Genomic DNA, 18,679 nt, shown 5'->3' with positions numbered 1-18,679 from the left:
TGATCGATGCAATCGTGTGGCTCTGTGTTGACCTCGTTAGCTTCATGGCAACCGCCTAAAGCGCAGCTGAATGACGGCCATCACGTTCCAGGCACCGGCCAGTCGGCGTGCCGTTCTCGGCGCCCTTAGCGCCCATCTGCTGGTGGCTCTGATCGCGCTGGTGGGCATCGGTGGCGCCACCCGTGTGATGGAAGCCGGTTTGGCCTGCCCCGATTGGCCCCTTTGCTACGGCTCACTGCTCCCAGGCCGGCAGATGAACCTGCAGGTGTTCCTGGAGTGGTTTCACCGGCTTGATGCCTTCGTGGTGGGTGTTGGCTTGCTGGTGCAGGCCGCAGTGAGTTGGTGGTGGCGTCGTGAGTTGCCCCGCTGGGTGCCCTGGTTGTCTGCCGCTGCCCTGCTGCTGGTGGCTGTGCAGGGGGGCCTTGGTGCTCTCACCGTCACCCTGTTGTTGCCGTTCTCGGTGGTCACGGCGCATCTGGTGACGGCATTACTCCTCGTTGCCGTGCTCAGTGCCTGCACCCAGGTGCTGCTGCAGGAGCCATTCACAACACCACGGCTTCCATCCAGTCGCCGTGGCTGGTTGAGCATGGCTTGGCCTTGGTTCATCGGGGCTGTGGCCCTGCTGGCTTTGGCCCAGTGTTTGCTGGGTGGCCTGATGGCTACCCAGTGGGCTGCTGGCCGCTGCCTCAGCTCCGGCGAGGGCTGCGGCTGGCTGCTGGCCCATCGCCTCGGCGCCCGACCCGTGGCTCTGGCCGTTCTCGCGGCTGCTGCCCTGGTGTTCTGGCGGCGCCCCCCTGAGCGACTGCTGGCTGGCTTGGCCGCCCTAGCGGTGCTGGCTCAGATCGCTCTTGGTGTGATGAGTTTGCGCCTCACCCTGGCCGTGCCGGCCGTCACCGTGGCGCATCAGTTAATGGCGGCCTTCCTAGTGGCGGTGCTGGCCGCTCTCTTGAGCCGCAGCTTTTTGTCCCCTTCCCTGCAGGAGTTCTCCCATGGTTAGTGCCCCTGCTGCATCCACAGGCCTCACCCGCGAGCAGGTCGTGCCCTCGCGGGCGCGTATCAAGCTCCCCCCTTGGCTGGAGATCGCCAAGCCGCGGCTGATTCCGCTGCTGTTGGCCACCACGTTGGGGGGGATGGCCCTCTCGGAAGGATGGCCTTTGCCGCCGCTGCGGCTGGCCTGCACCCTCGGTGGCGGTGCCTTGGCTGCTGCCGCTGCCGGCGTTCTCAATTGTCTTTGGGAGCAGGAGCTTGATGGCCGGATGCAGCGCACCAGCGCTCGTGCCCTGCCATCTGGCCGCCTCTCGATGGGCACAGCCTTTGCCATCGCGGTGGCCCTGGCGCTCACCGCTTCCACCCTGCTGGTGGGAGGGGTGAACTGCCTGGCCGCAAGCCTGGCGTTGCTGGGCCTGTGTAGCTACGTGCTGCTCTACACCGTGCTGCTCAAGCCGCGCACCACCCAGAACATCGTGATCGGTGGTGTGGCTGGAGCGATTCCGCCTCTGGTGGGCGCCGCCGCCGCTACCGGCCACCTGGGCTTGAGCAGCTGGTGGTTGTTCGCGCTGGTAATGGTGTGGACGCCTGCCCACTTCTGGGCTTTGGCCCTGCTTCTCAAGGACGACTACCGCGCTGTGGGCATCCCCATGCTCCCGGTGGTGAAGGGCACGGCCGCTACGGCCCGGGGCATCAGCCTCTATGCGGCCGCCACCGTGGCCCTCAGCCTGCTTGGGGTGTGGGCCTTGCCTAGCGGTGGTTTGCTTTACGGCCTGCTGCTGCTGCCCTTCAACGCCCGCTTGATCCAGATGGCCTGGCGCCTGCATCAAGATCCCGACGACGTGCAGCGCGCCCGTGGCCTGTTCCGCTGGTCGATCTTCTATCTCTTTGGAATCTGCCTATTGCTCTTGATGGCGCGCCTTCCGGCTGGTGAGCAGTTCAGCAGCCAAGGCTGGGATTTGATCGCTATGGCCGGGTCCGGCAAACCAGGTTTCACCCTTGCGGCGATATTGCCGGCCTCAGCTTTCTAGATTGATTCCTCTCAATGGCTGTGCGGAGCCTGGGCGCTTGGCTGAAGTGATGCGGCAAGAGATGCCGGAAGCGGTGATCGAGCTCCACAACGTGAGCAAGCGCTACGGCAAGGCCGAGAAGGCCGTGGTAGCCCTCGATGGTCTCAATCTGAGCGTGCCCACCGGCAGTCTGTTTGGTCTGCTCGGTCCCAATGGGGCGGGCAAAACCACCACCCTGCGCATCCTCGCCACCCTGCTGGCTCCCTCAAGTGGCAGCGTGCGCGTGGCAGGGCTGGATGCCCTCGCCAACCCGCGGGCCGTGCGTGAGCGGCTGGGGTATGTGGCACAGGAGGTTGCGCTCGACAAGATCCTTTCGGGCCGCGAACTGCTGCAGCTGCAGGGAGATCTGTATCACCTGCCCCGCAGCAGGCGCGATCAACGCATTGCCGAGCTCATCGAGCTGCTGGCCATGGGCGAGTGGATAGATCGCCGCAGCGGCACCTACTCCGGTGGGATGCGTCGCCGCCTGGATTTGGCCTCGGGCCTGTTGCACCAGCCCCAGGTGCTGGTGCTGGATGAACCCACCGTGGGGCTCGATATCGAGAGCCGCGCAGCGATCTGGCAGGTGCTCCGCCAGCTACGCGATCAGGGCACCACGGTGCTGCTCAGTAGCCATTACCTCGAGGAGGTGGATGCCCTTGCTGATCAGCTCGCCATCATCGAGGGCGGCCGGGTCATCGCCGCCGGTCAACCCTCGGAACTGAAGGCGGCGCTGGGGGGCGATCGGGTCACCCTGAGGGTGCGTGAATTCAGCGATGAACAGGAAGCCCTGCGGGTGCAGCAGCTGCTGCAGGGCTGCGAGGGCGTGCGCCAGGTGGTGGTGAACCGCGCCCAGGGCTATTCACTCAATCTGGTGGTGGAGCACGACGGGGTGGTGGAGCAACTGCGCCGTCAGCTCAACGCGGCCCAGCTGCCGGTCTTCGCCCTCGCTCAGAGCCGGCCCAGCCTTGATGATGTGTATCTCCAGGCCACCGGCCGCACCCTGATGGATGCGGAGCTGGCGGTGGCCGGTAGCCGTGATCCCAAGGCCGAACGCAAGCAATCCATGCGCTAACGACCAGCCGGCTTCACTCGATTTTGTTTTGTTGTTGTTCTTCCTCCCGTTGTGATGACCAGCGCCGCCCCCTCCCTGCTCAACGCTCCGGCCGGCGCCACGGCACCCCGCTCGGCCAGCTCTGAGCTGATGCAGGAAACCCTGGCGTTGACGCGGCGGTTATTTCTGCAGTTGGCGCGCCGCCCATCCACCCTCGTGGCCGGTGTGCTGCAACCGTTGATCTGGCTCGTGCTGTTCGGGGCGCTGTTTGCCAATGCCCCCGAGGGCCTGCTGCCTGACGGCATGAGCTACGGACGTTTCCTTGGGGCCGGCGTGATTGTGTTCACCGCCTTCAGCGCCGCCCTCAACGCTGGTCTGCCGGTGATGTTCGATCGTGAATTCGGCTTTTTGAATCGCCTGCTGGTGGCGCCGCTGCGCTCACGTAGCTCGATCGTGTTGGCCTCGGTGCTTTACATCACGGCCCTGAGCTTGGTGCAGAGCGTGGCGATCATGGCCACCGCCTGGGCCCTTGGTTATGGCTGGCCCGGTGGGGCCGGGTTGGTGTTGGTGCTCGTCACGCTGCTGCTGTTGGTGTTCGCCGTGACCGGCCTCAGCCTGGGGTTGGCGTTTGCCCTGCCCGGCCATATCGAGCTGATTGCGGTGATCTTTGTGGCCAACCTGCCGCTTTTGTTTGCCAGCACCGCCCTGGCCCCGATTTCGTTCATGCCGGCCTGGTTGGGCTGGCTTGCGGCCCTGAATCCCCTTACCTTCGCGATTGAACCGATCCGTGCGGCCTACGCCGGTCAGTTCTCCCTGTCGGCTGTGGTTCTTGAAGCTCCCTATGGCGAGCTCAGCGCTGCGGCCTGCCTGGGGGTGCTGGCGGCGTTAGCGCTCGGCCTGTTCCTGTTGATCCGCCCGCTGCTGGATCGCAAGCTCGCCTGAACCCCTTCCGTGGCTGCAAGACCCTCCGCTCCTCCATCCCCTCAAGCCCGCCGTCAGGCCCAACTTCAGGCCCTCCAGGCTGCGCTTGCAGCACGGGATGCCATCTCGATGCAGCGATTGATGGGCCAGTGGGTGCATCGCCATGGGGTGAGCAGCCTGGATGCACTGGCCACAGAGCTGTTTGCGGCTGAGCCGGAAGGTTGGGCTTGGTGGCAGAACGCCGCGCAGCAATCCGTGCCGGTTCAAAGCTCTCCACCGGAGCCCATCCACGTGGATCCTGTCTCCGCACCGGTGCCTCAATCCAAGGTGCAGACGTTGGCTCCACTGAGGCGGATTGAGCCCCAGCTGCCCCGTGCCACGCGGCCGGCGCCGGCGCCCAGCCATCCAGCCTTGGTGCAGCTGCGCTCCTGGCTTCCGGATCAGGAGAGCCGTCGTGCTGCCTGATCGCGATCGTCTGAAGGGCGGGCTGATCGTGTCGGTGCAGGCGCCCGAGGGCTCACCGATGCGTCAGTGCGAGGTGATCGCTGCCATGGCGGAAGCCAGCCTCAACAACGGCGCCATCGGTGTGCGGCTAGAGAGCCCCGAGCACATTGGTGCAGTGCGGCGCCGCTGCCCTGAGGCCTTGATCGTGGGCCTGTGGAAGCGCACCTTCCCCGATAGCCCCGTCTACATCACACCGGGCTGGGAGGAGATTCAAGCGGTCTGGGCGGCAGGCGCCGATGTGATCGCCCTGGATTGCACCGAGCGCCAACGCCCGGATGGTGCTGATCTGGCGGAGCTGGTGCAGCGAGCCCGTCGAGATCTCGGCGCGGTGCTGATGGCTGATGTCGACAGCCTGGTCAACGGCGTGCGCGCCGCTGAGCTGGGTTGCCAGTGGGTGGGGACCACCCTGTTTGGTTACACGGAAGCCACGGCCGAGCAGCAGCCCCCTGCCTGGGATCTGTTGCCAGGCCTGAGCCAGCAGCTGCCGGATGGGGCCCTGCTGATCTGCGAAGGGGGAATCGCCAGCGCTGAGCAGGCCCGGCAGGCGATCGGCCTGGGTGCGGACGCCGTGGTGGTGGGCACTGCCATCACCGGCGTGGATCTGCAGGTTGCCGCTTACCGCCGGGCGTTGGAAGCTTTCTGAAGCCGACCCCCTGAGGACAGTCGCGCAGCTGTCATGCTGGGTGAGTCTTAAATGTCTCAGGAGGAGCTGATGTCCTCCCCGCGGTTGCATTCGCTGGTGCCGCTGGCCCTGGGTGGGCTGTTCATGGCGGTGCCGGTGGCCGGTCTACCGATGGGTGAACTGCAGGCTTTGAACCGAGAGCTGGGGCGGCTCTGTAACGACCCGCCCCGTGAAGCCCTCGCGGTCTGCCGGATTCATGCCCGCCTCGTGCGAGCCCTGTAGGGATCCGGCGTCGGGATCACATCATCCCGGGCATGCCCATCCCACCCATTCCGCCCATACCACCCATTCCGCCCATGCCACCCATGTCGCCGCCAGGGGCAGCCGGCGCGGGGGGCTCAGGCTTGTCGGCGATCACCGCTTCGGTGGTGAGTAGCAGGCCGGCAATCGACACGGCATCCTGCAGGGCCAGGCGAACCACCTTGGCGGCATCGAGGATGCCGGCGGCAAGCAGGTCTTCGTAGACGCCGGTAGCGGCGTTGAAGCCATTGCCGCTGCGGCGTACTTCCTCAGCTACCACGTTGGGGTCGAAGCCGGCATTGTCAGCGATGTGATGCAGGGGGGCGGCTAGGGCGCGCTGCACAATCTCAACGCCGGTGCGCTCGTCGCCGCTCAGCTGAGCGGCTAGCCCATCCAGTTCGCCAGCCAGCTGCACCAGGGTGCTGCCGCCGCCGGCCACGATGCCTTCCTCGACGGCAGCGCGGGTGGCGTTGAGGGCGTCTTCGATGCGCAGCTTGCGGTTACGCAGCTCAGTTTCAGTGGGGGCACCCACCTTGATCACGGCTACGCCACCGGCCAGCTTGGCCACACGCTCGGTGAGCTTCTCGCGGTCGTACTCCGAATCGGTGTTGTCGAGTTCGCGCTTGATCGCGGCAACCCGATCACGCACGGCAGCTTGGTGGTCACCGTTGGCCACGATCGTGGTGTCGTCTTTGCTGATGGTGATCCGGCGCACGCTGCCCAGGTCTTCCAGGCTCACCTTGTCGAGGGTCATGGCCTGGTCCTCGCTCACCACGGTGGCGCCGGTGAGGATGGCGATGTCCTGCAGCATGGCCTTGCGGCGATCGCCGAAGCCCGGAGCGCGTACGGCGGCAACCTGGAGCACGCCGCGGTTTTTGTTCACCACCAAGGTGGCGAGGGCTTCACCGTCGACTTCCTCCGCCAGGATCACCAGAGGCTTGCCGGCGCGTGAGACGGCCTCCAGCACAGGTACCAGATCGTTGATGGCGCTGATCTTGCGATCGGTCACGAGCAGCAGGGCACCCTCGAATTCGCAGACGCGGCGATCGCCATCGGTGACGAAATACGGGGAGCTGTAGCCGCGATCGAAGGCCATCCCTTCGGTGATCTCCAGCTCGGTGGCGAGGCTCTTGCTCTCCTCCACGGTGATCACGCCGTCGGCGCTCACCTTCTCCATGGCTTCACTCACCATGCGGCCCACCTCGTCGTCGCCGCCGGAGCTCACGGTGGCCACTTGACGGATGGCGTCGCCAGCCACGGCGCGGGAGCGGGTTTCGATGCCGCTCACCACCTGGGCGACGGCCTTCTCCATGCCGCGGCGCAGTTGCACGGGGCTAGCACCGGCGGCCACGTTGCGCAGGCCTTCACGGGCCATGGCTTGGGCCAGCACCGTGGCGGTGGTGGTGCCGTCACCAGCCTTGTCTTTGGTTTTGGTGGCCACCTGCAGCAGCAGCTTGGCACCGATGTTTTCGAACGGATCTTCGAGTTCGATCTCCTTGGCAATGGTGACGCCGTCGTTCACCACATCGGGTGCGCCGAATTTCTTCTCGAGCACCACGTTGCGGCCCTTCGGACCGATGGTGACCTTCACCGCATCGGCCAGGGCGTTCACGCCGCGCTCAAGGGAGGCGCGAGAGGCATCGGAAAAGGAGAGCAGCTTGGCCATTGCTGGGCTGTTAGCAGGCAATGGCCAAAGGCTCCCACGCCAAGGTGGCCGCTGGCTTGTGGGGAAAGCCGAATCGGCGCTTCAGCAGCGGTGCGCTCCCGCCCCGTGGCCGATAGGGTTCACCCATGCAGGACAGCTTCGGCGAGGCTCTGGCAGAAAGCCTGAACGGCCCACTCACTGACGTGCTGGCCGATCCCAGCACCGGCAGCGACGTGATGGCGTTTCTGATCGCGGTGGGCTTGGGCCTGGGCATGGCCCTGATCTATGTGCCGCTGCGCTTGTTTCTCACCATCACCACCCGCAGCCGGCGCCTGCGGCTGCTGCAGCGCATCCGCAGGCTGCGGGAGGAGCTCAATCAGCCGGTGAACCCTTAGCGCATCACCATGCCGCCATCCACCTGCAGCACCTGGCCGGTCATGTAAGCCGCGGCAGGATCGGCGGCCAGGAAACGTACGGCGCTGGCTACCTCGGCAGGTTGGCCCATGCGGCCCAGGGGGATGGCCTTGAGGATCGGCTCCTTGTCGAGTTCGGCGGTCATGTCGCTGTCGATGAAGCCGGGGGCCACTGCGTTCACCGTGACGCCGCGGCTGGCGAATTCAGCGGCGCTGCTGCGGGTAAGGCCGATCACGCCAGCTTTGGCGGCGCTGTAGTTGGCTTGGCCAGGGTTGCCCATCAGACCCACCACCGAGGTGATGTTGATGATGCGGCCGCTGCGGGCCTTCAGCATCGAGCGGCTCACGGAGCGGGTGCAGAGGAACACGCCGGTGAGGTTGAGGTCGATCACGCTTTGCCAGTCGTTGCTCTTCATGCGCATCAGCAGGCCATCGCGGGTGATGCCGGCGTTGTTCACCAGTACATCGAGGCGCCCTTCCTTCTCCAGCACTGTCTTCACCAGCGCTTCCACCTGCTCTTCATCAGCCACGTTGGCCTGGTGGGCCCAGGCCTTGCCGCCAGCCGCTGTGATCTCAGCCACCACGGCTTCGGCCGCTGATGGAGAGCTGGCGTAGTTCACCACCACGTTGGCCCCAGCTTTCGCTAGTTCCTTGGCAATGGCGGCACCGATGCCGCGGCTGGCGCCGGTGACCAGCGCAACCTGTCCGGCGAGGGGGGTGGCATCAGCCATGGCAAAGGAAGGGTGGGTTCGGGGGAGCGTAGAGCTGCGCTCAGGCGGGCATGCTCTCCACACTGGACAGGCCATTGCCCAGCAACGCTCCGAAGCGCTGCAGCTGTTCCTGGCTGCCCATCACCACCAGCAGCTGGCCGGGAGCGAGGCGCACGCCACCGCCCGGATTGGCGATCAAGGAGTCGGTGGCGGAGCCGGTGGGATCAGGGTTGCGGATCGCCAGCACCAAAGCACCACTGCGGCGGCCCAGCTGCAGTTCCGCCAGGCTGGACCCATTGAGATCTCCCAGCTGACTGGGGTCTTCGCTGAGCAGAAACTCCTCCACTTCGCAGTCGCTGCCGGCCAGTAGATCCATGAAGGTCACCGCCAGGGGGCGCAGGGCGGTGGCTGCCATCGTGCGGCCACCGGCCACGTAGGGGCTCACCACCTGGTCGGCCCCCGCCAGGCGCAGCTTGCCTTCGGCCTCCTCGCTATCGGCGCGGGCGATTAAACGCGTGCGGGGCGCTAGGCCGCGGGCGCTGAGGATCACGTAGAGATTGGCCGCATTACTGGGCAGGGCTGCCACCAGAGCACGGCAGTGATGGATGCCGGCTTCCTCAAGGGTTTCATCCAGGGTGGCGTCGCCTTGTAGCACCTTCAGAGCCCGCTGCTGCGCTTCTTCAATGCGGTCGGCATCGTTTTCCACCACCAGCAGCGGCACGCCCTCACCGCTGAGCTGTTCGGCGATCTCACGCCCGATTCGGCCGTAGCCGCAGAGAATCACGTGTCGGTTCATCGTGCGTTTGAGCAGTTGGCGGTAGCGCCGTTCCCGCAACCGCCGGAAATAGCCGGCGTTGGTTAATTCCAGCAGTTTCTGGATGGTCTGTTGCACCACCACCAACCCGCCCACCAGCAAGAGCGCCGTCACGATGCGGCCGCCGGTGTGAATCAGCGGTGTGTGCTCATCGCTGAAGCCCAAGGTGCTGAGCGTGATCAGCACCATCCAGTAGCAATCCCCCCAGTCCCAGCCTTCGGTGAAGCGGTAGCCGAGGGCACCTCCGTTCACCACCAGGGCTAGGGCCAGCAGCGGGCCTGCCCAGGGTTGGCTGGCGATCAGGCCGCGCAGGCCGCGCCGCCGCCGGCTGGAGCGCCGCTGGCGTTTCATCCCAGGCCGAGGGCCTGCAGCACCTCAGCCGGCTGGAGCGAGGCGAGCGCTCCGCTGCCCACCCCCTGAACCCCCTGACGGTTGGGTAGATCGGCACTGGAGCGCCCCAGGGCCACCAGCGGCATGCCGGCCAGCAGGGCTAGTTCGCTGGTGATCGGATCGCTGCTGAGCACAACGTCGCAGCTGGCTATCTGGGCGGCGCGCTGGAGCGGCTTGGCGTTGGGAAGGGCGTGCACCACGCGCAGGTCGGGCAATTTGCTGCTGATCAGCTCCGGCAGCTGCTGCCAGTGGTTGTTGGGCCAGTCGTTGGCTCCCCCGGCTGGCGCCAGCAGCAGGGCAGGCCCTTGGCCGGAGGGCAGTTGGGCCGCCGCTTTTTCCAGCGCTGCTTTGGGCAGCGCCAGCCGGAAGGCATTGGCATCGAGCTCCACCCCCAGCGGGTTGAGATAGGCCGCCATGGCCTGCGCTTGCCAGCCCGCTTGAGGTTGCACGCGGCTGGTGGCGGAGAAGCCACCCCTGGCCACACGGTTGGGAACGTGGCTCATCGAGAGCATCAGATCCACCTGGCGGCCGCTGGCCAGGTTGATGCAGGCCTGGAAATCGGGTTCGCGCACGTTGCCGAGCAGGTTGGCCCAGTCGGCCAGGGTGGGGTTGCCGTTGAAATCGAACGGGATCAGCTTCTCCACCGCCGGCAGCAGGCTCCAAGCACCACCGGCTGCGGGCGCGCAGGCCACCTGAATCTGGGCACTGAGTGCCTCGGCGACTCGCGCTGCTGCGGGCAGCGCCTGGAGTTGGGCTGCCATGCCGCCTGGAACTAGAAACAGAACGCGCATGGCCGCAGGCGGAGCGTTGGCTGATTGTATGTAGGTGGGATTACTCAGCTCCAGCGCGTCTATGCATTTGCTGATCGCTTGTGCCGGTAGCGGCCGCCGCATGGGGGCTGAGCGCAACAAGCTGCTGCTGGAGGTGGCGGGCAGGCCTGTGCTCGCCTGGACTCTCGATGCCGCCCTGGCCTCGCGTTCGATCGGTTGGATCGGCATCGTGGGACAGCCGGTGGATCAGGCCGATATCGAGGCGCTGGTGCATGCGGCTCGACCTCAGCGCCCGGTGGTGTGGATCCAGGGCGGCGACACCCGCCAGGATTCCGTCTGCAATGGCTTGGCGGCCTTGCCGGCCATGGCTGAGTCGGTCTTGATCCACGACGGTGCCCGCTGCCTGGTGGATCCGGCGCTGATCGATCGCTGCGCAGCGGCTGTGCAGGCCGGTGAGGCGGTGATTGCGGCGGCCCCCGTGACCGACACGATCAAGCGGGTGGATGGCGCCGGGGTGATTCAGGACACCCCCGATCGCGCCCAGCTCTGGGGGGCCCAGACTCCCCAGGGGTTTCCGGTGGAGCAGCTTCGCCGGGCCCACGCGCAGGCCCGCACCGAGGGTTGGAGCGTTACCGATGACGCGTCGCTGTTTGAGCGCCTGGGCTGGGCGGTGAAGGTGATGGAGTCGTCGCCGGCCAACATCAAAATCACCACCCCTTTTGATCTCACCATTGCGGAGGCGGTGCTGGCGGGGCGTCAGGCCTGAAGCAGCGTCAGCGCAGAGCGCCCGGCATCGAGCCGCACCCTTTGGCCGATGGGCAGGGCTGCATTGCCCGGTTCATGGCCCACCGGTAGATCGGCCAGTACCGGGATGCCTAGGTCAGCGGTGCGCTCCTGCAGCACCTCCCGCCAGCTGAGGGGTGAGCCGGAGTCGCTGCAGCCGCTGAAGCTGCCAAAGCCGATCCCGGCAAGCTGCTGCAGGGCGCCGCAGAGGCGCCAGTGGGTGAGCATCCGATCGAGGCGGTAGGGCGCTTCGCCGATGTCTTCCAGCACCAGCACAGCCCCACGCAGATCGGGGAGATGGCGCGTGCCAAGGAGATGGGTGGCCACCGTGAGGTTGCCCACCAGCAGCGGCCCTTCCGCGACACCCGGCTGCCAGCTGCTGCCCTCCAGGTCAGTAAGAGGTTCACCAAACAGCAGTTGCCGCAGCCGCTCCTGGCTCCAGGCTGGCTCGGCCGCCAGGCTGGTGAGCATCGGCCCATGGATGCCGCCGGTGTGGCCGGCCGCCTGCCGCGCCCATAGCAGCGACGTGAGATCAGAGAACCCCAGTAGCCAGTGGGGCACCCCATGGGCTGCGGGTTCGCTGGCGAGCTCCAGCAGCCTCGCCGATCCCCAGCCTCCCCGTAGGCCGGCCACCAGGGGAGCAGAGGGGTTGAGGTCGGCTAGGCGCTGCGGGTCGCTACCGGCCAGGTGGCCCCAGCGGCGCAGAGGCTCGCGGTGCCGATCCACCTGCAGTCCCCATCCCTCCAGCACGGCGATGCCCGCCTCCATGCGCTCGAGGGCATCGGGCTGCAACGCCGAACTGGCGGCAGCCAGCTGCACCCGATCCCCCGCTTGCAGCGGCGCTGGCCAGACGGTCATGGGGTGAGACCACCGCTGCGGCCCACCACCAGCGCCAGTAGCACCAGGGCCCCGAGCAACACCTGGTGGCGAAAGTGCAGGCCAAAGGCGGAGCGGGGTAAGTGGGGGCGCTGCAGCCGCCATGCTTCCCGTAGCCAGCCGGCGCAGGCCAGCAGCCACAGCCCCCAGAACCAACCGTTCACGCCTTGCAGGGCAGCGGCCCAGGCCACGAGTAGCGCGGCACACCCGTAGCAGAGGCCCACCACCAACGGGGCTCGCTTGCCAAGGCTCAGGGCCGAGCTGCGCACGCCCACACGGGCGTCGTCGTCTTGATCCGCCATGGCATAAACGGTGTCGAAGCCGAAGGTCCACAGGCAGGTGGCCAGCCACACCGCCGCCAGCGGCCACCCCCCCTGCAGAGAACCCTGGGCAGCGGCCCAGGGAATCAGCACAGCAAAGCCCCAACAGATCGCCAACACCGCCTGGGGGTAGCCAAACCAGCGCTTGGCTGAGGGGTACAGCAGCACCGGCGGTAGAGCTGCGACCGCCAGAAGCAGGCAGAGGCTTCGGCTGCCGGCTGGCAGGCCCCAGAGCACAACAGCAAGGGCGGCCAGCAGGCACATCACCAGGAGCACTAGGGCGCCGCCAACCCCGATGCGGCCGCTGGCCAAGGGCCGCTGCCGGGTCCGCTCCACCAGGGGATCGATGCGGCGGTCCCAGAGGTCGTTGGCCACGCAGCCTGCACCGCTCACCGCCAGGCCACCCAGCACGATCCAGCCCACCAGCACCGCCGGTGGTGGAGCCTGAGGCAGCAACCACAGGCTCCAGCCCGCTGGGATCAGCAGGATCAGCCGCCCGCTCGGTTTATCCCACCGGAGCAGGGCCAACCAGGCCTGCAGCTGTGCCAGGGGAGCCTCTGCCGCTGCCAATTCGCCATGTCACAACGTGGCGCAAACCCTAGGGCTGCCGGCTGAGGCCAGGAGCAGTGCAACACTGGCGCAGCGCGAAAGGCCATGGCGGCGTGAGCGAGTCTCCCAACCGCTCCATCGGGAGCTCCGTTCGCCCCGTTGCGGGCATTGATATCGGCACCAACTCCATTCACCTGCTCGTTGCTGCGGTGGATATGGAGTTGCGCACCTTCTCGGTGATTCTCACGGAGAAATCCACAACGCGGTTGGGGGAGCGCGAGCCCGACACCGGCAACCTCACCCCCGAGGCGATCGAGCGCGCCTTCACCACCCTGCGCCACTGCCGTGCGTTGGCAGCCAGCCATGGCGTGGAGCCCAGCGATGTGGTGACCGCCGCCACCAGTGCGGTGCGAGAGGCCCCCAACGGGCGCGATTTTCTGCAATCCATCCAGGAACATCTCGGCCTGGAGGTTGATCTGGTGAGCGGCCCTGAGGAGGCCCGCCTGATCTATTTGGGGGTGCTCTCGGGCATGGCCTTCGGAGATCAGCCCCATTTGATCTTGGATATCGGTGGTGGGTCCACGGAGTTGGTGCTCGCTGATGGCCGTGATGCCCGCGCGCTCACCAGCACGCGGGTGGGAGCGGTGCGCCTGCAGCGTGATTTCGTGCGCGAGGAGCCGCTACCGCCCAAGCGGGTGGAGTTCCTGCGGGCTTTCATCCAGGGCTCTCTGGAGCCAGCGGTGCTGCAGGTGCGTCAGCAGCTCCAGCACGGTGAGGCGCCGGTGATGGTGGCCACCAGCGGCACGGCGATGGCGATCGGAGCGCTGGCGGCGGCTGAGGATCCGCGGCCACCCTTGCGCATGCAGGGCTACCGCGTGAGCCGACAGCGGCTGGATCAATTGGTGACCCGCCTGCTCAGCCTCACGCCGGCCCAACGCCGTGCTCTGCCGGAACTGAATGAGCGTCGCGCTGAGATCATCGTGCCGGGTGCGCTGATTCTTCAGACCGCCATGGAGATGCTCGGTGTGCAGGAGCTGGTGATCTGCGAGCGGGCTCTTCGCGAAGGCCTGATCGTGGACTGGATGCTGCGCAACGATCTGATCGTGGATCGCTTTGCCTTCCAGAGCAGCATCCGCCAGCGCACCGTGCTGCACCTGGCTCAGCGCTACAAGGTGGATGTGCCGCGAGCCGAGCGGGTGGCGGCTTACGCCCACAGCCTCTACAGCCAGGGGCAGGGGCTGTTGCACCAAGACGACGGCAGCGGCCGCCAGTTGCTCTGGGCCGCGGCGATGCTGCACAGCTGCGGCCAGCACATCAATACCGGCTCGTATCACAAGCACAGCTGGTATCTGATTCGCCACGGCGAGCTGCTGGGCTACTCCGACCTGGAGCATCTGATGGTGGCGGCCATCGCCCGTTATCACCGCCGCTCACTGCCCAAGAAACGGCATGAGTCGTGGCAGTTGATCGAAGGGCGCGAGCAGCGGCGCACGGTGGCTGCGATGGCGCTGTTGTTGCGCATGGCGGTGGCACTCGATCGCCGGCCCGAGCCAGTCCTGGCAGGCCTGCAGCTGTGCCGCGATGGCAGCAACGGCTGCACGATCCGGTTGGAGCCAATCCAGGCCGGTCAAGACCTCAGCCTGGAGCGCTGGAGCCTGGCGGGTTGCGCCGCGGCGGTGGAGGAAGCAGTAGGGGTTGGAATCAGCGTGGCGGAGGGTTAAAGCTGACCCAGCGGATCTGATCGATGCGCCCCAGGGGCTTGGCGGGCTGATCACCACGGCTCACCTGCACCAGATCCGGCCGACCGGCCAGCAACTCCAGCCCGCCGGCGAGGGGGAACTGGCGGGTGCCGTTGAAGGTGCCTTCAAACAGCACCTTGCCGTTGGCCGTGCGCACGGCCAGCCAGCTCGGCTGCGTTGCTCGGATGGTGAGTTCGGTGGCGGGAGTAGGCGCGCTCACCTTCGCGGGTGCCGGTGCCGGGGGGGGAGCCGCCTTTTGGGGTTTGTTGGCTTTTGGCAGCAGCTGTGCCACCAGCTCGGGGGCTCGCTGCCAGCCCCACAGGCCCGCTGCCGCTAACCCCGCCAGTAAGGCCAAGCTGCCGATCCAGCGAACCGCCGTGGTGGCACGTCCACGCCGGGCCGATGCCGCCTCGGTGTAACCCCTGGCTGTGAGCTGGGCCCGGCTGCGCTCTTGGCTGCTGGCCGGTGTGTTGCTCAACGGCGAGAGGGCTGGCTTGATCTTGGTTTTGGCGCTTTGGTGTTTCAGCGGCTCCACCAGAGGGTTGATGTCCACCTCCAGGGCTGTGGCAATCCGGCGTGCCTGGGCGATCACAAACACCAATTCCGGCAGCCGTTGCGGATCTCCGCTTTCCAGGGCCAGCAGCTGCTCTTCGCCCATGTGCAGTTTGGCGGCGAGGGCCGTGGTGCTCAGGCCGCGCTGTTCGCGGGCTTCCCTCAAACAGGTGCCAAGAGCGGTCAGCGGGGATGCGTCTTCGCCCACGTTGGCTGCGTCGTTGGGATCATTGTGACGTGGATTCATCACATCACAAACGGCTTGCCGAAAACTGTGGGGCTGAACAGCCTGACAGTCACCTGATCATCGTGTTCAAAATGGGCGATACTGGATTCGAACCAGTGACCCCTTCCGTGTGAAGGAAGTGCGCTACCACTGTGCTAATCGCCCGCGTGCGCCGTTCGCTCGCGCCTGTTTACCTTAGAACATCGCCTTCCAATTGATGGCCTTCAGGCACCACCGCGGAACAGGTGGTGATGGCTGGCTGAGTACAGGCGAGAGCGGGCTTGGCCCGGTGGCGCCAGGGCGGGACTCACCACGTAAAGCGTGGTGCGGATCAGCTCGCGCTGTTGGCTCACCTGGGCCATCTCCGCCAGCGGAACCACCTGGATCCATTGATCTGGCCAGCTCACCCGGTAGGCGATGGCCACAGGGGTGTCGGCGGGGTAATGCTGGAGCAGCTCAGCTTGCACCTCTTCCACGTGCCTCGCGCTCAGATACAAGCAGAGGGAGGCCTGCAGGGAGGCCAGCTGCTCGAGCCGTTCGCGCTCTGGAACCCCGGTGCGGCCACCAGCCCGGCTGAGCAGGATGGTTTGCACCAGGCCGGGAATGGTGAGTTCAGCCTGCAGAGCCGCGGCTGTGGCCTGGTAGGCGCTCAGTCCAGGCACCACCTCCACGTCAACCTCAGCATCCTGCAGCCGGCAGAGCTGCTCGTGCAGGGCGCTGTACAGGCAGGTGTCGCCATCGTGGAGACGCACCACCCGTTGGCCACGAGCGGCGCGATCGAGCATCACGTCCATCACCTCTTCCAGGGTGAGGGTGCTGGTGCGAACCCGTTCGCAGTGCTCAGGTGCCATGGCAGCCAGCTGAGGGTTCACCAGCGAATCGGTCCAGATCAGCACCTCGGCCTGCTCGATCACACGAGCAGCGCGCAGGGTGAGCAGATCCGGCGCGCCCGGCCCTGCACCCACGATCCACACCTTGCCGCTCATGCCTGGACTCCACTGGGATCGGGCAGCGGTTGGCGCCGGCCGTAAAGCCAGTAAAGCCCCAAGGCCCCAAGGGCGATCAGGGCCAGGCTCACCAGCTGAGCCATGCGCAGTCCTCCATCGCAGTAGGGCGGTGTGCCCATCAGGCAGAGCGGGTCGATTCGCAGCCCTTCAATCCAGAAACGCCCAGCGCTGTAGGCCACGAGGTAGGTGCAGCTGATGGCCCCCTTGGGCAGGTTGAGCTTGCCCCGCACCCCTCGCTCAAACAGCACCAGAAGCAGCGCCAGAACCCCCAGGTTCCAGATCGATTCATAGAGAAACGTGGGGTGGAAAGTGCTCTGGTCGAGGAATTCGAGCGGCCGATTGGCGTAGGGGATGGTGAGCTTCCAGGGCAGATCGGTCGGTAGGCCAAAAGCCTCGGAGTTGAAGAAGTTGCCCCAGCGGCCGATGGCCTGCCCCAGCGCCACCGAGGGCAGGAGAACATCCATCAGATTCCAGAAGGCGATCTTGCGCCAACGGGTGTAGAGGATCACCGCCAAGGTGCCACCGATCAGCGCGCCATGGATGGCGATACCCCCGCGCCAGATCGCCAGAGCATCGAGCCAGTTGAGTTGGTACTGGCGCCACTCAAAGGCCACGTAGTACAGGCGTGCCCCGACCACTGCCGCCAGCACCAGCACCGGGAGCAGATCGGAGATCAAGGCCGGCTCAATGCCGCGCTGTTTGCCCAGCCGTGTGGCGAGCATCAGGCCAAGCAGCACGGCCACAGCGATCAGCAGCCCATACCAGCGCAATGAAAAGGGCCCAAGCTGAAACAGCAAGGGCCCAGGTGAGGTGAACAAAGCAAGGGGCATCAGATGCCTTCGGCGGCCTGCACCTTTTCTACTTGCCTCTTCTTCAGAACCAGCATGATCTGGGCCAGTGCCACAGCGGCGAAGAAGGCCAGCAGACCGTAAATGCGGTTGGGGTTCTGGAGCACCACCTCAGCGTCCAGCTGGCCGAAACCACCCACATTGGGATCGTTGGTGAGCGCGGCACCGGCGGCCACGACGTCACCAATGGCTGCCGTGAGGGTGGGGCCGGCGGGGATGGTGTCGGTCACGCTGGTGCCGTCCGCGGTTTTGATCACCACATCAGAGGCGCCGTTGTCACCAGCATTGATGGCATCAATGGTGCCGGCGGCAGAGGCGGTGAACACGCTGTTGTTGCTCTTCTCGCCAGTGGGATACACCTGACCGCGCCCGCGGTTGCCGCCCACGTGCAGCTGGTACTTACCGAAGTGGATGTTGCTATCGCTGGCGGGATCGGGCGAGAGGATCGGGAACACGATCTTCTGGTGGTCATCACCGGGCAGGGGGCCCACCAGAAGGATGTTGGGATTCTCGTCGTTCCAGGTGGTGACATAAACACCAGCGGTCTCTTCCTTGAGCTCGTCGGTGAGACGGTCGGCTGGGGCCAGCGTGAAGCCGTCGGGCAGCATCACCACGGCGCCCACGTTCAGGCCGGTGGGGCTGCCATCGCCAGCCACCTGCTGCATCTTGGTGTCGTAGGGGATCTCCACTTCCACCTTGAACACTTCATCGGGGAACACGGCCTGAGGCAGTTCCACCTGGGTGGGTTTCTTGGCGAGGTGGCAGTTGGCGCAAGCCAGCTTGCCGGTGGCTTCGCGGGGGTAGTCGTAGTTCTGCTGGGCCCAGAAGGGATAGGCCCAGGTGGCCTGAGGGGCAACGAGCAGAGCGCCGAGGGCTAGCAGAGAGCTCAGCAGCAGGGAGAAGGGGCGACGCATGGTGCGGAGTGGCGAGGGGGAGACGACTGGAGAGGAGATCAGACCCACCAGGGCTTCTCGCCGGTGCGGAAATCGGTTTCGGTCCACTGGCTTAGGAACACGTTGTCGCTCTCAACCGACACGTGAGCCAGCGCCAGGGAGAGAGGGGCAGGACCGCGGACCACCTTGCCGGTGGCGTCGTACTGGGAGCCGTGGCAGGGGCACATGAATTTGTTGGCTGCGGCGTTCCAGGGCACCACACAGCCCAGGTGGGTGCAGATGGCGTTAATGCCGTAGCTGCCGATGGCATCGCTGCCTTCCACGATCAGATAGGTGGGATCACCCTTGAGGCCCTGCACGAGGTTGCGATCGCCTTCGCGGTGGCTGCTCAGCCAGCCACTGGCGGTTACGGCGTTGCCCAGCTCATCCTTGGCGGCGATACCGCCACCGGATCCAGCTGCTTTGGGGGGGATGAAGTAGCTCACCACCGGATAGAGGGCGCCCAGGGCAACGCCGGTCACCGACCCGAAGGTGAGCAGATTCATGAATTGACGACGACCCATTCCGGGCACATCACCACTCGAGGCGCTTGCTGGGATCTGGGTCATACGGGGCGGCGCGATAGCCACGGCAACGTGGCGCCCATTATGAACCTTGCCCCGACGGCTCCCGTTGGTTGGAGCGGTCGGATGGCGGCAGCCTGCAAC

At 66.1% G+C, this 18,679-nt stretch carries 21 protein-coding genes and 1 tRNA gene; 10 read left to right on the top strand and 12 right to left on the bottom strand.

The window, feature by feature from the left end; all coding sequences use genetic code 11:
• The first annotated feature begins 70 nt into the window (after positions 1 to 70).
• From KJJ24_RS07695 to KJJ24_RS07665, 7 genes are all read left to right on the top strand, one after another.
• A complete protein-coding gene (locus tag KJJ24_RS07695; RefSeq protein WP_214337832.1) occupies positions 71 to 997 on the top strand; it encodes a heme A synthase in 927 nt (308 codons plus the stop codon).
• Positions 990 to 2,018, top strand: coding sequence for a heme o synthase (locus KJJ24_RS07690; protein WP_214337829.1), 1,029 nt, complete (start codon positions 990 to 992; stop codon positions 2,016 to 2,018). The genes KJJ24_RS07695 and KJJ24_RS07690 overlap by 8 nt, the downstream gene beginning before the upstream one ends.
• A gap of 61 nt (positions 2,019 to 2,079) precedes the next feature.
• Positions 2,080 to 3,111 (top strand): ATP-binding cassette domain-containing protein, encoded by a 1,032-nt coding sequence (locus KJJ24_RS07685; RefSeq protein WP_214343458.1) that lies wholly within the window; start codon positions 2,080 to 2,082, stop codon positions 3,109 to 3,111.
• 54 nt (positions 3,112 to 3,165) lie between these two features.
• The gene (locus KJJ24_RS07680) at positions 3,166 to 4,032 is read left to right on the top strand and encodes an ABC transporter permease (protein ID WP_214337827.1); all 867 of its coding nucleotides are present in this window, start codon (positions 3,166 to 3,168) and stop codon (positions 4,030 to 4,032) included.
• A 9-nt stretch (positions 4,033 to 4,041) separates the two neighbouring features.
• Complete coding sequence (locus KJJ24_RS07675) at positions 4,042 to 4,476, top strand: hypothetical protein (RefSeq protein WP_214337826.1); 435 nt, start codon at positions 4,042 to 4,044, stop codon at positions 4,474 to 4,476.
• A complete protein-coding gene (locus KJJ24_RS07670) occupies positions 4,466 to 5,158 on the top strand; it encodes an N-acetylmannosamine-6-phosphate 2-epimerase (RefSeq protein ID WP_214337825.1) in 693 nt (230 codons plus the stop codon). The genes KJJ24_RS07675 and KJJ24_RS07670 overlap by 11 nt, the downstream gene beginning before the upstream one ends.
• Before the next feature lie 69 nt (positions 5,159 to 5,227).
• Positions 5,228 to 5,419: a hypothetical protein gene (locus tag KJJ24_RS07665; RefSeq protein ID WP_214337824.1), complete on the top strand. Its 192-nt coding sequence runs from the start codon at positions 5,228 to 5,230 to the stop codon at positions 5,417 to 5,419.
• Positions 5,420 to 5,435: 16 nt separating this feature from the next.
• Here KJJ24_RS07665 and groL read toward each other — a convergent pair whose 3' ends face one another.
• Positions 5,436 to 7,103 (bottom strand): chaperonin GroEL, encoded by a 1,668-nt coding sequence (groL, locus tag KJJ24_RS07660; protein ID WP_214337823.1) that lies wholly within the window; start codon positions 7,101 to 7,103, stop codon positions 5,436 to 5,438.
• A gap of 125 nt (positions 7,104 to 7,228) precedes the next feature.
• On the opposite strand from groL, the gene KJJ24_RS07655 reads away from it, so the two are divergent.
• Complete coding sequence (locus KJJ24_RS07655; protein ID WP_214343785.1) at positions 7,229 to 7,477, top strand: hypothetical protein; 249 nt, start codon at positions 7,229 to 7,231, stop codon at positions 7,475 to 7,477.
• On the opposite strand, the gene fabG is transcribed toward KJJ24_RS07655, so the two are convergent.
• Genes fabG through KJJ24_RS07640 form a run of 3 tightly spaced genes read right to left on the bottom strand, consistent with a single transcriptional unit; the run spans position 7,474 to position 10,200 of the window.
• A complete protein-coding gene (gene fabG, locus KJJ24_RS07650) occupies positions 7,474 to 8,226 on the bottom strand; it encodes a 3-oxoacyl-[acyl-carrier-protein] reductase (protein WP_214337822.1) in 753 nt (250 codons plus the stop codon). The genes KJJ24_RS07655 and fabG overlap by 4 nt on opposite strands.
• Before the next feature lie 40 nt (positions 8,227 to 8,266).
• Positions 8,267 to 9,370 carry a TrkA family potassium uptake protein gene (locus KJJ24_RS07645; protein ID WP_214337821.1) on the bottom strand — a complete coding sequence of 368 codons (1,104 nt, stop codon included), beginning with the start codon at positions 9,368 to 9,370 and terminating at the stop codon, positions 8,267 to 8,269.
• Complete coding sequence (locus KJJ24_RS07640; protein ID WP_214337820.1) at positions 9,367 to 10,200, bottom strand: glycosyltransferase family 9 protein; 834 nt, start codon at positions 10,198 to 10,200, stop codon at positions 9,367 to 9,369. The genes KJJ24_RS07645 and KJJ24_RS07640 overlap by 4 nt, the downstream gene beginning before the upstream one ends.
• A gap of 61 nt (positions 10,201 to 10,261) precedes the next feature.
• Between KJJ24_RS07640 and ispD the strand changes: the two genes are divergently transcribed.
• Positions 10,262 to 10,945 carry a 2-C-methyl-D-erythritol 4-phosphate cytidylyltransferase gene (gene ispD, locus KJJ24_RS07635; RefSeq protein ID WP_214337819.1) on the top strand — a complete coding sequence of 228 codons (684 nt, stop codon included), beginning with the start codon at positions 10,262 to 10,264 and terminating at the stop codon, positions 10,943 to 10,945.
• Here ispD and KJJ24_RS07630 read toward each other — a convergent pair.
• Together KJJ24_RS07630 and KJJ24_RS07625 are read right to left on the bottom strand one after the other, a co-directional pair.
• Positions 10,936 to 11,820, bottom strand: a complete 885-nt coding sequence (locus KJJ24_RS07630) for an LD-carboxypeptidase (RefSeq protein ID WP_214337818.1) — start codon at positions 11,818 to 11,820, stop codon at positions 10,936 to 10,938. The two genes, ispD and KJJ24_RS07630, sit on opposite strands and share 10 nt — an antisense overlap.
• The gene (locus tag KJJ24_RS07625) at positions 11,817 to 12,686 is read right to left on the bottom strand and encodes a 4-hydroxybenzoate polyprenyltransferase (RefSeq protein WP_250544522.1); all 870 of its coding nucleotides are present in this window, start codon (positions 12,684 to 12,686) and stop codon (positions 11,817 to 11,819) included. Before KJJ24_RS07625 ends, KJJ24_RS07630 begins: the two co-directional genes overlap by 4 nt.
• A 134-nt stretch (positions 12,687 to 12,820) precedes the next feature.
• Here KJJ24_RS07625 and KJJ24_RS07620 point away from each other — a divergent pair, with 134 nt between their 5' ends.
• On the top strand, positions 12,821 to 14,428 hold the full coding sequence (locus tag KJJ24_RS07620) for a Ppx/GppA phosphatase family protein (RefSeq protein ID WP_214337817.1): 1,608 nt from the start codon (positions 12,821 to 12,823) through the stop codon (positions 14,426 to 14,428).
• Here the strand turns inward: KJJ24_RS07620 and KJJ24_RS07615 are convergent.
• The 6 genes from KJJ24_RS07615 to petC all read right to left on the bottom strand — a co-directional run bounded on the left by KJJ24_RS07615 (position 14,409) and on the right by petC (position 18,580).
• Positions 14,409 to 15,245, bottom strand: coding sequence for a helix-turn-helix domain-containing protein (locus KJJ24_RS07615; protein WP_214337816.1), 837 nt, complete (start codon positions 15,243 to 15,245; stop codon positions 14,409 to 14,411). The two genes, KJJ24_RS07620 and KJJ24_RS07615, sit on opposite strands and share 20 nt — an antisense overlap.
• A gap of 72 nt (positions 15,246 to 15,317) precedes the next feature.
• Positions 15,318 to 15,389, bottom strand: a tRNA-Val gene (locus KJJ24_RS07610).
• 59 nt (positions 15,390 to 15,448) lie between these two features.
• A complete protein-coding gene (gene cobM, locus KJJ24_RS07605; RefSeq protein ID WP_214337815.1) occupies positions 15,449 to 16,210 on the bottom strand; it encodes a precorrin-4 C(11)-methyltransferase in 762 nt (253 codons plus the stop codon).
• Positions 16,207 to 17,061 carry a prolipoprotein diacylglyceryl transferase gene (gene lgt / locus KJJ24_RS07600; RefSeq protein ID WP_214337814.1) on the bottom strand — a complete coding sequence of 285 codons (855 nt, stop codon included), beginning with the start codon at positions 17,059 to 17,061 and terminating at the stop codon, positions 16,207 to 16,209. Before lgt ends, cobM begins: the two co-directional genes overlap by 4 nt.
• Complete coding sequence (petA, locus tag KJJ24_RS07595; RefSeq protein ID WP_214343454.1) at positions 17,061 to 17,993, bottom strand: cytochrome f; 933 nt, start codon at positions 17,991 to 17,993, stop codon at positions 17,061 to 17,063. Before petA ends, lgt begins: the two co-directional genes overlap by 1 nt.
• A gap of 38 nt (positions 17,994 to 18,031) precedes the next feature.
• Complete coding sequence (gene petC, locus KJJ24_RS07590) at positions 18,032 to 18,580, bottom strand: cytochrome b6-f complex iron-sulfur subunit (protein ID WP_214337813.1); 549 nt, start codon at positions 18,578 to 18,580, stop codon at positions 18,032 to 18,034.
• Between the last annotated feature and the right edge of the window lie 99 nt (positions 18,581 to 18,679).

The organism is Synechococcus sp. LA31, from assembly GCF_018502385.1.
GTDB lineage: Bacteria > Cyanobacteriota > Cyanobacteriia > PCC-6307 > Cyanobiaceae > Vulcanococcus.
This window is presented reverse-complemented; position numbering and strand designations above follow the sequence as displayed.

What these genes read in the sequence shown, in the direction of transcription:
- KJJ24_RS07615 (WP_214337816.1), bottom strand. Translation starts at nt 15,245, where the DNA reads ATGAATCCACGTCACAATGATCCCAACGACGCAGCCAACGTGGGCGAA.
- lgt (WP_214337814.1), bottom strand. Translation starts at nt 17,061, where the DNA reads ATGCCCCTTGCTTTGTTCACCTCACCTGGGCCCTTGCTGTTTCAGCTT.
- petA (WP_214343454.1), bottom strand. Translation starts at nt 17,993, where the DNA reads ATGCGTCGCCCCTTCTCCCTGCTGCTGAGCTCTCTGCTAGCCCTCGGC.
- KJJ24_RS07630 (WP_214337818.1), bottom strand. Translation starts at nt 11,820, where the DNA reads ATGACCGTCTGGCCAGCGCCGCTGCAAGCGGGGGATCGGGTGCAGCTG.
- KJJ24_RS07695 (WP_214337832.1), top strand. Translation starts at nt 71, where the DNA reads ATGACGGCCATCACGTTCCAGGCACCGGCCAGTCGGCGTGCCGTTCTC.
- fabG (WP_214337822.1), bottom strand. Translation starts at nt 8,226, where the DNA reads ATGGCTGATGCCACCCCCCTCGCCGGACAGGTTGCGCTGGTCACCGGC.
- cobM (WP_214337815.1), bottom strand. Translation starts at nt 16,210, where the DNA reads ATGAGCGGCAAGGTGTGGATCGTGGGTGCAGGGCCGGGCGCGCCGGAT.
- KJJ24_RS07690 (WP_214337829.1), top strand. Translation starts at nt 990, where the DNA reads ATGGTTAGTGCCCCTGCTGCATCCACAGGCCTCACCCGCGAGCAGGTC.
- KJJ24_RS07665 (WP_214337824.1), top strand. Translation starts at nt 5,228, where the DNA reads ATGTCCTCCCCGCGGTTGCATTCGCTGGTGCCGCTGGCCCTGGGTGGG.
- KJJ24_RS07680 (WP_214337827.1), top strand. Translation starts at nt 3,166, where the DNA reads ATGACCAGCGCCGCCCCCTCCCTGCTCAACGCTCCGGCCGGCGCCACG.
- KJJ24_RS07640 (WP_214337820.1), bottom strand. Translation starts at nt 10,200, where the DNA reads ATGCGCGTTCTGTTTCTAGTTCCAGGCGGCATGGCAGCCCAACTCCAG.
- groL (WP_214337823.1), bottom strand. Translation starts at nt 7,103, where the DNA reads ATGGCCAAGCTGCTCTCCTTTTCCGATGCCTCTCGCGCCTCCCTTGAG.
- ispD (WP_214337819.1), top strand. Translation starts at nt 10,262, where the DNA reads ATGCATTTGCTGATCGCTTGTGCCGGTAGCGGCCGCCGCATGGGGGCT.
- KJJ24_RS07685 (WP_214343458.1), top strand. Translation starts at nt 2,080, where the DNA reads ATGCCGGAAGCGGTGATCGAGCTCCACAACGTGAGCAAGCGCTACGGC.
- petC (WP_214337813.1), bottom strand. Translation starts at nt 18,580, where the DNA reads ATGACCCAGATCCCAGCAAGCGCCTCGAGTGGTGATGTGCCCGGAATG.
- KJJ24_RS07645 (WP_214337821.1), bottom strand. Translation starts at nt 9,370, where the DNA reads ATGAAACGCCAGCGGCGCTCCAGCCGGCGGCGGCGCGGCCTGCGCGGC.
- KJJ24_RS07655 (WP_214343785.1), top strand. Translation starts at nt 7,229, where the DNA reads ATGCAGGACAGCTTCGGCGAGGCTCTGGCAGAAAGCCTGAACGGCCCA.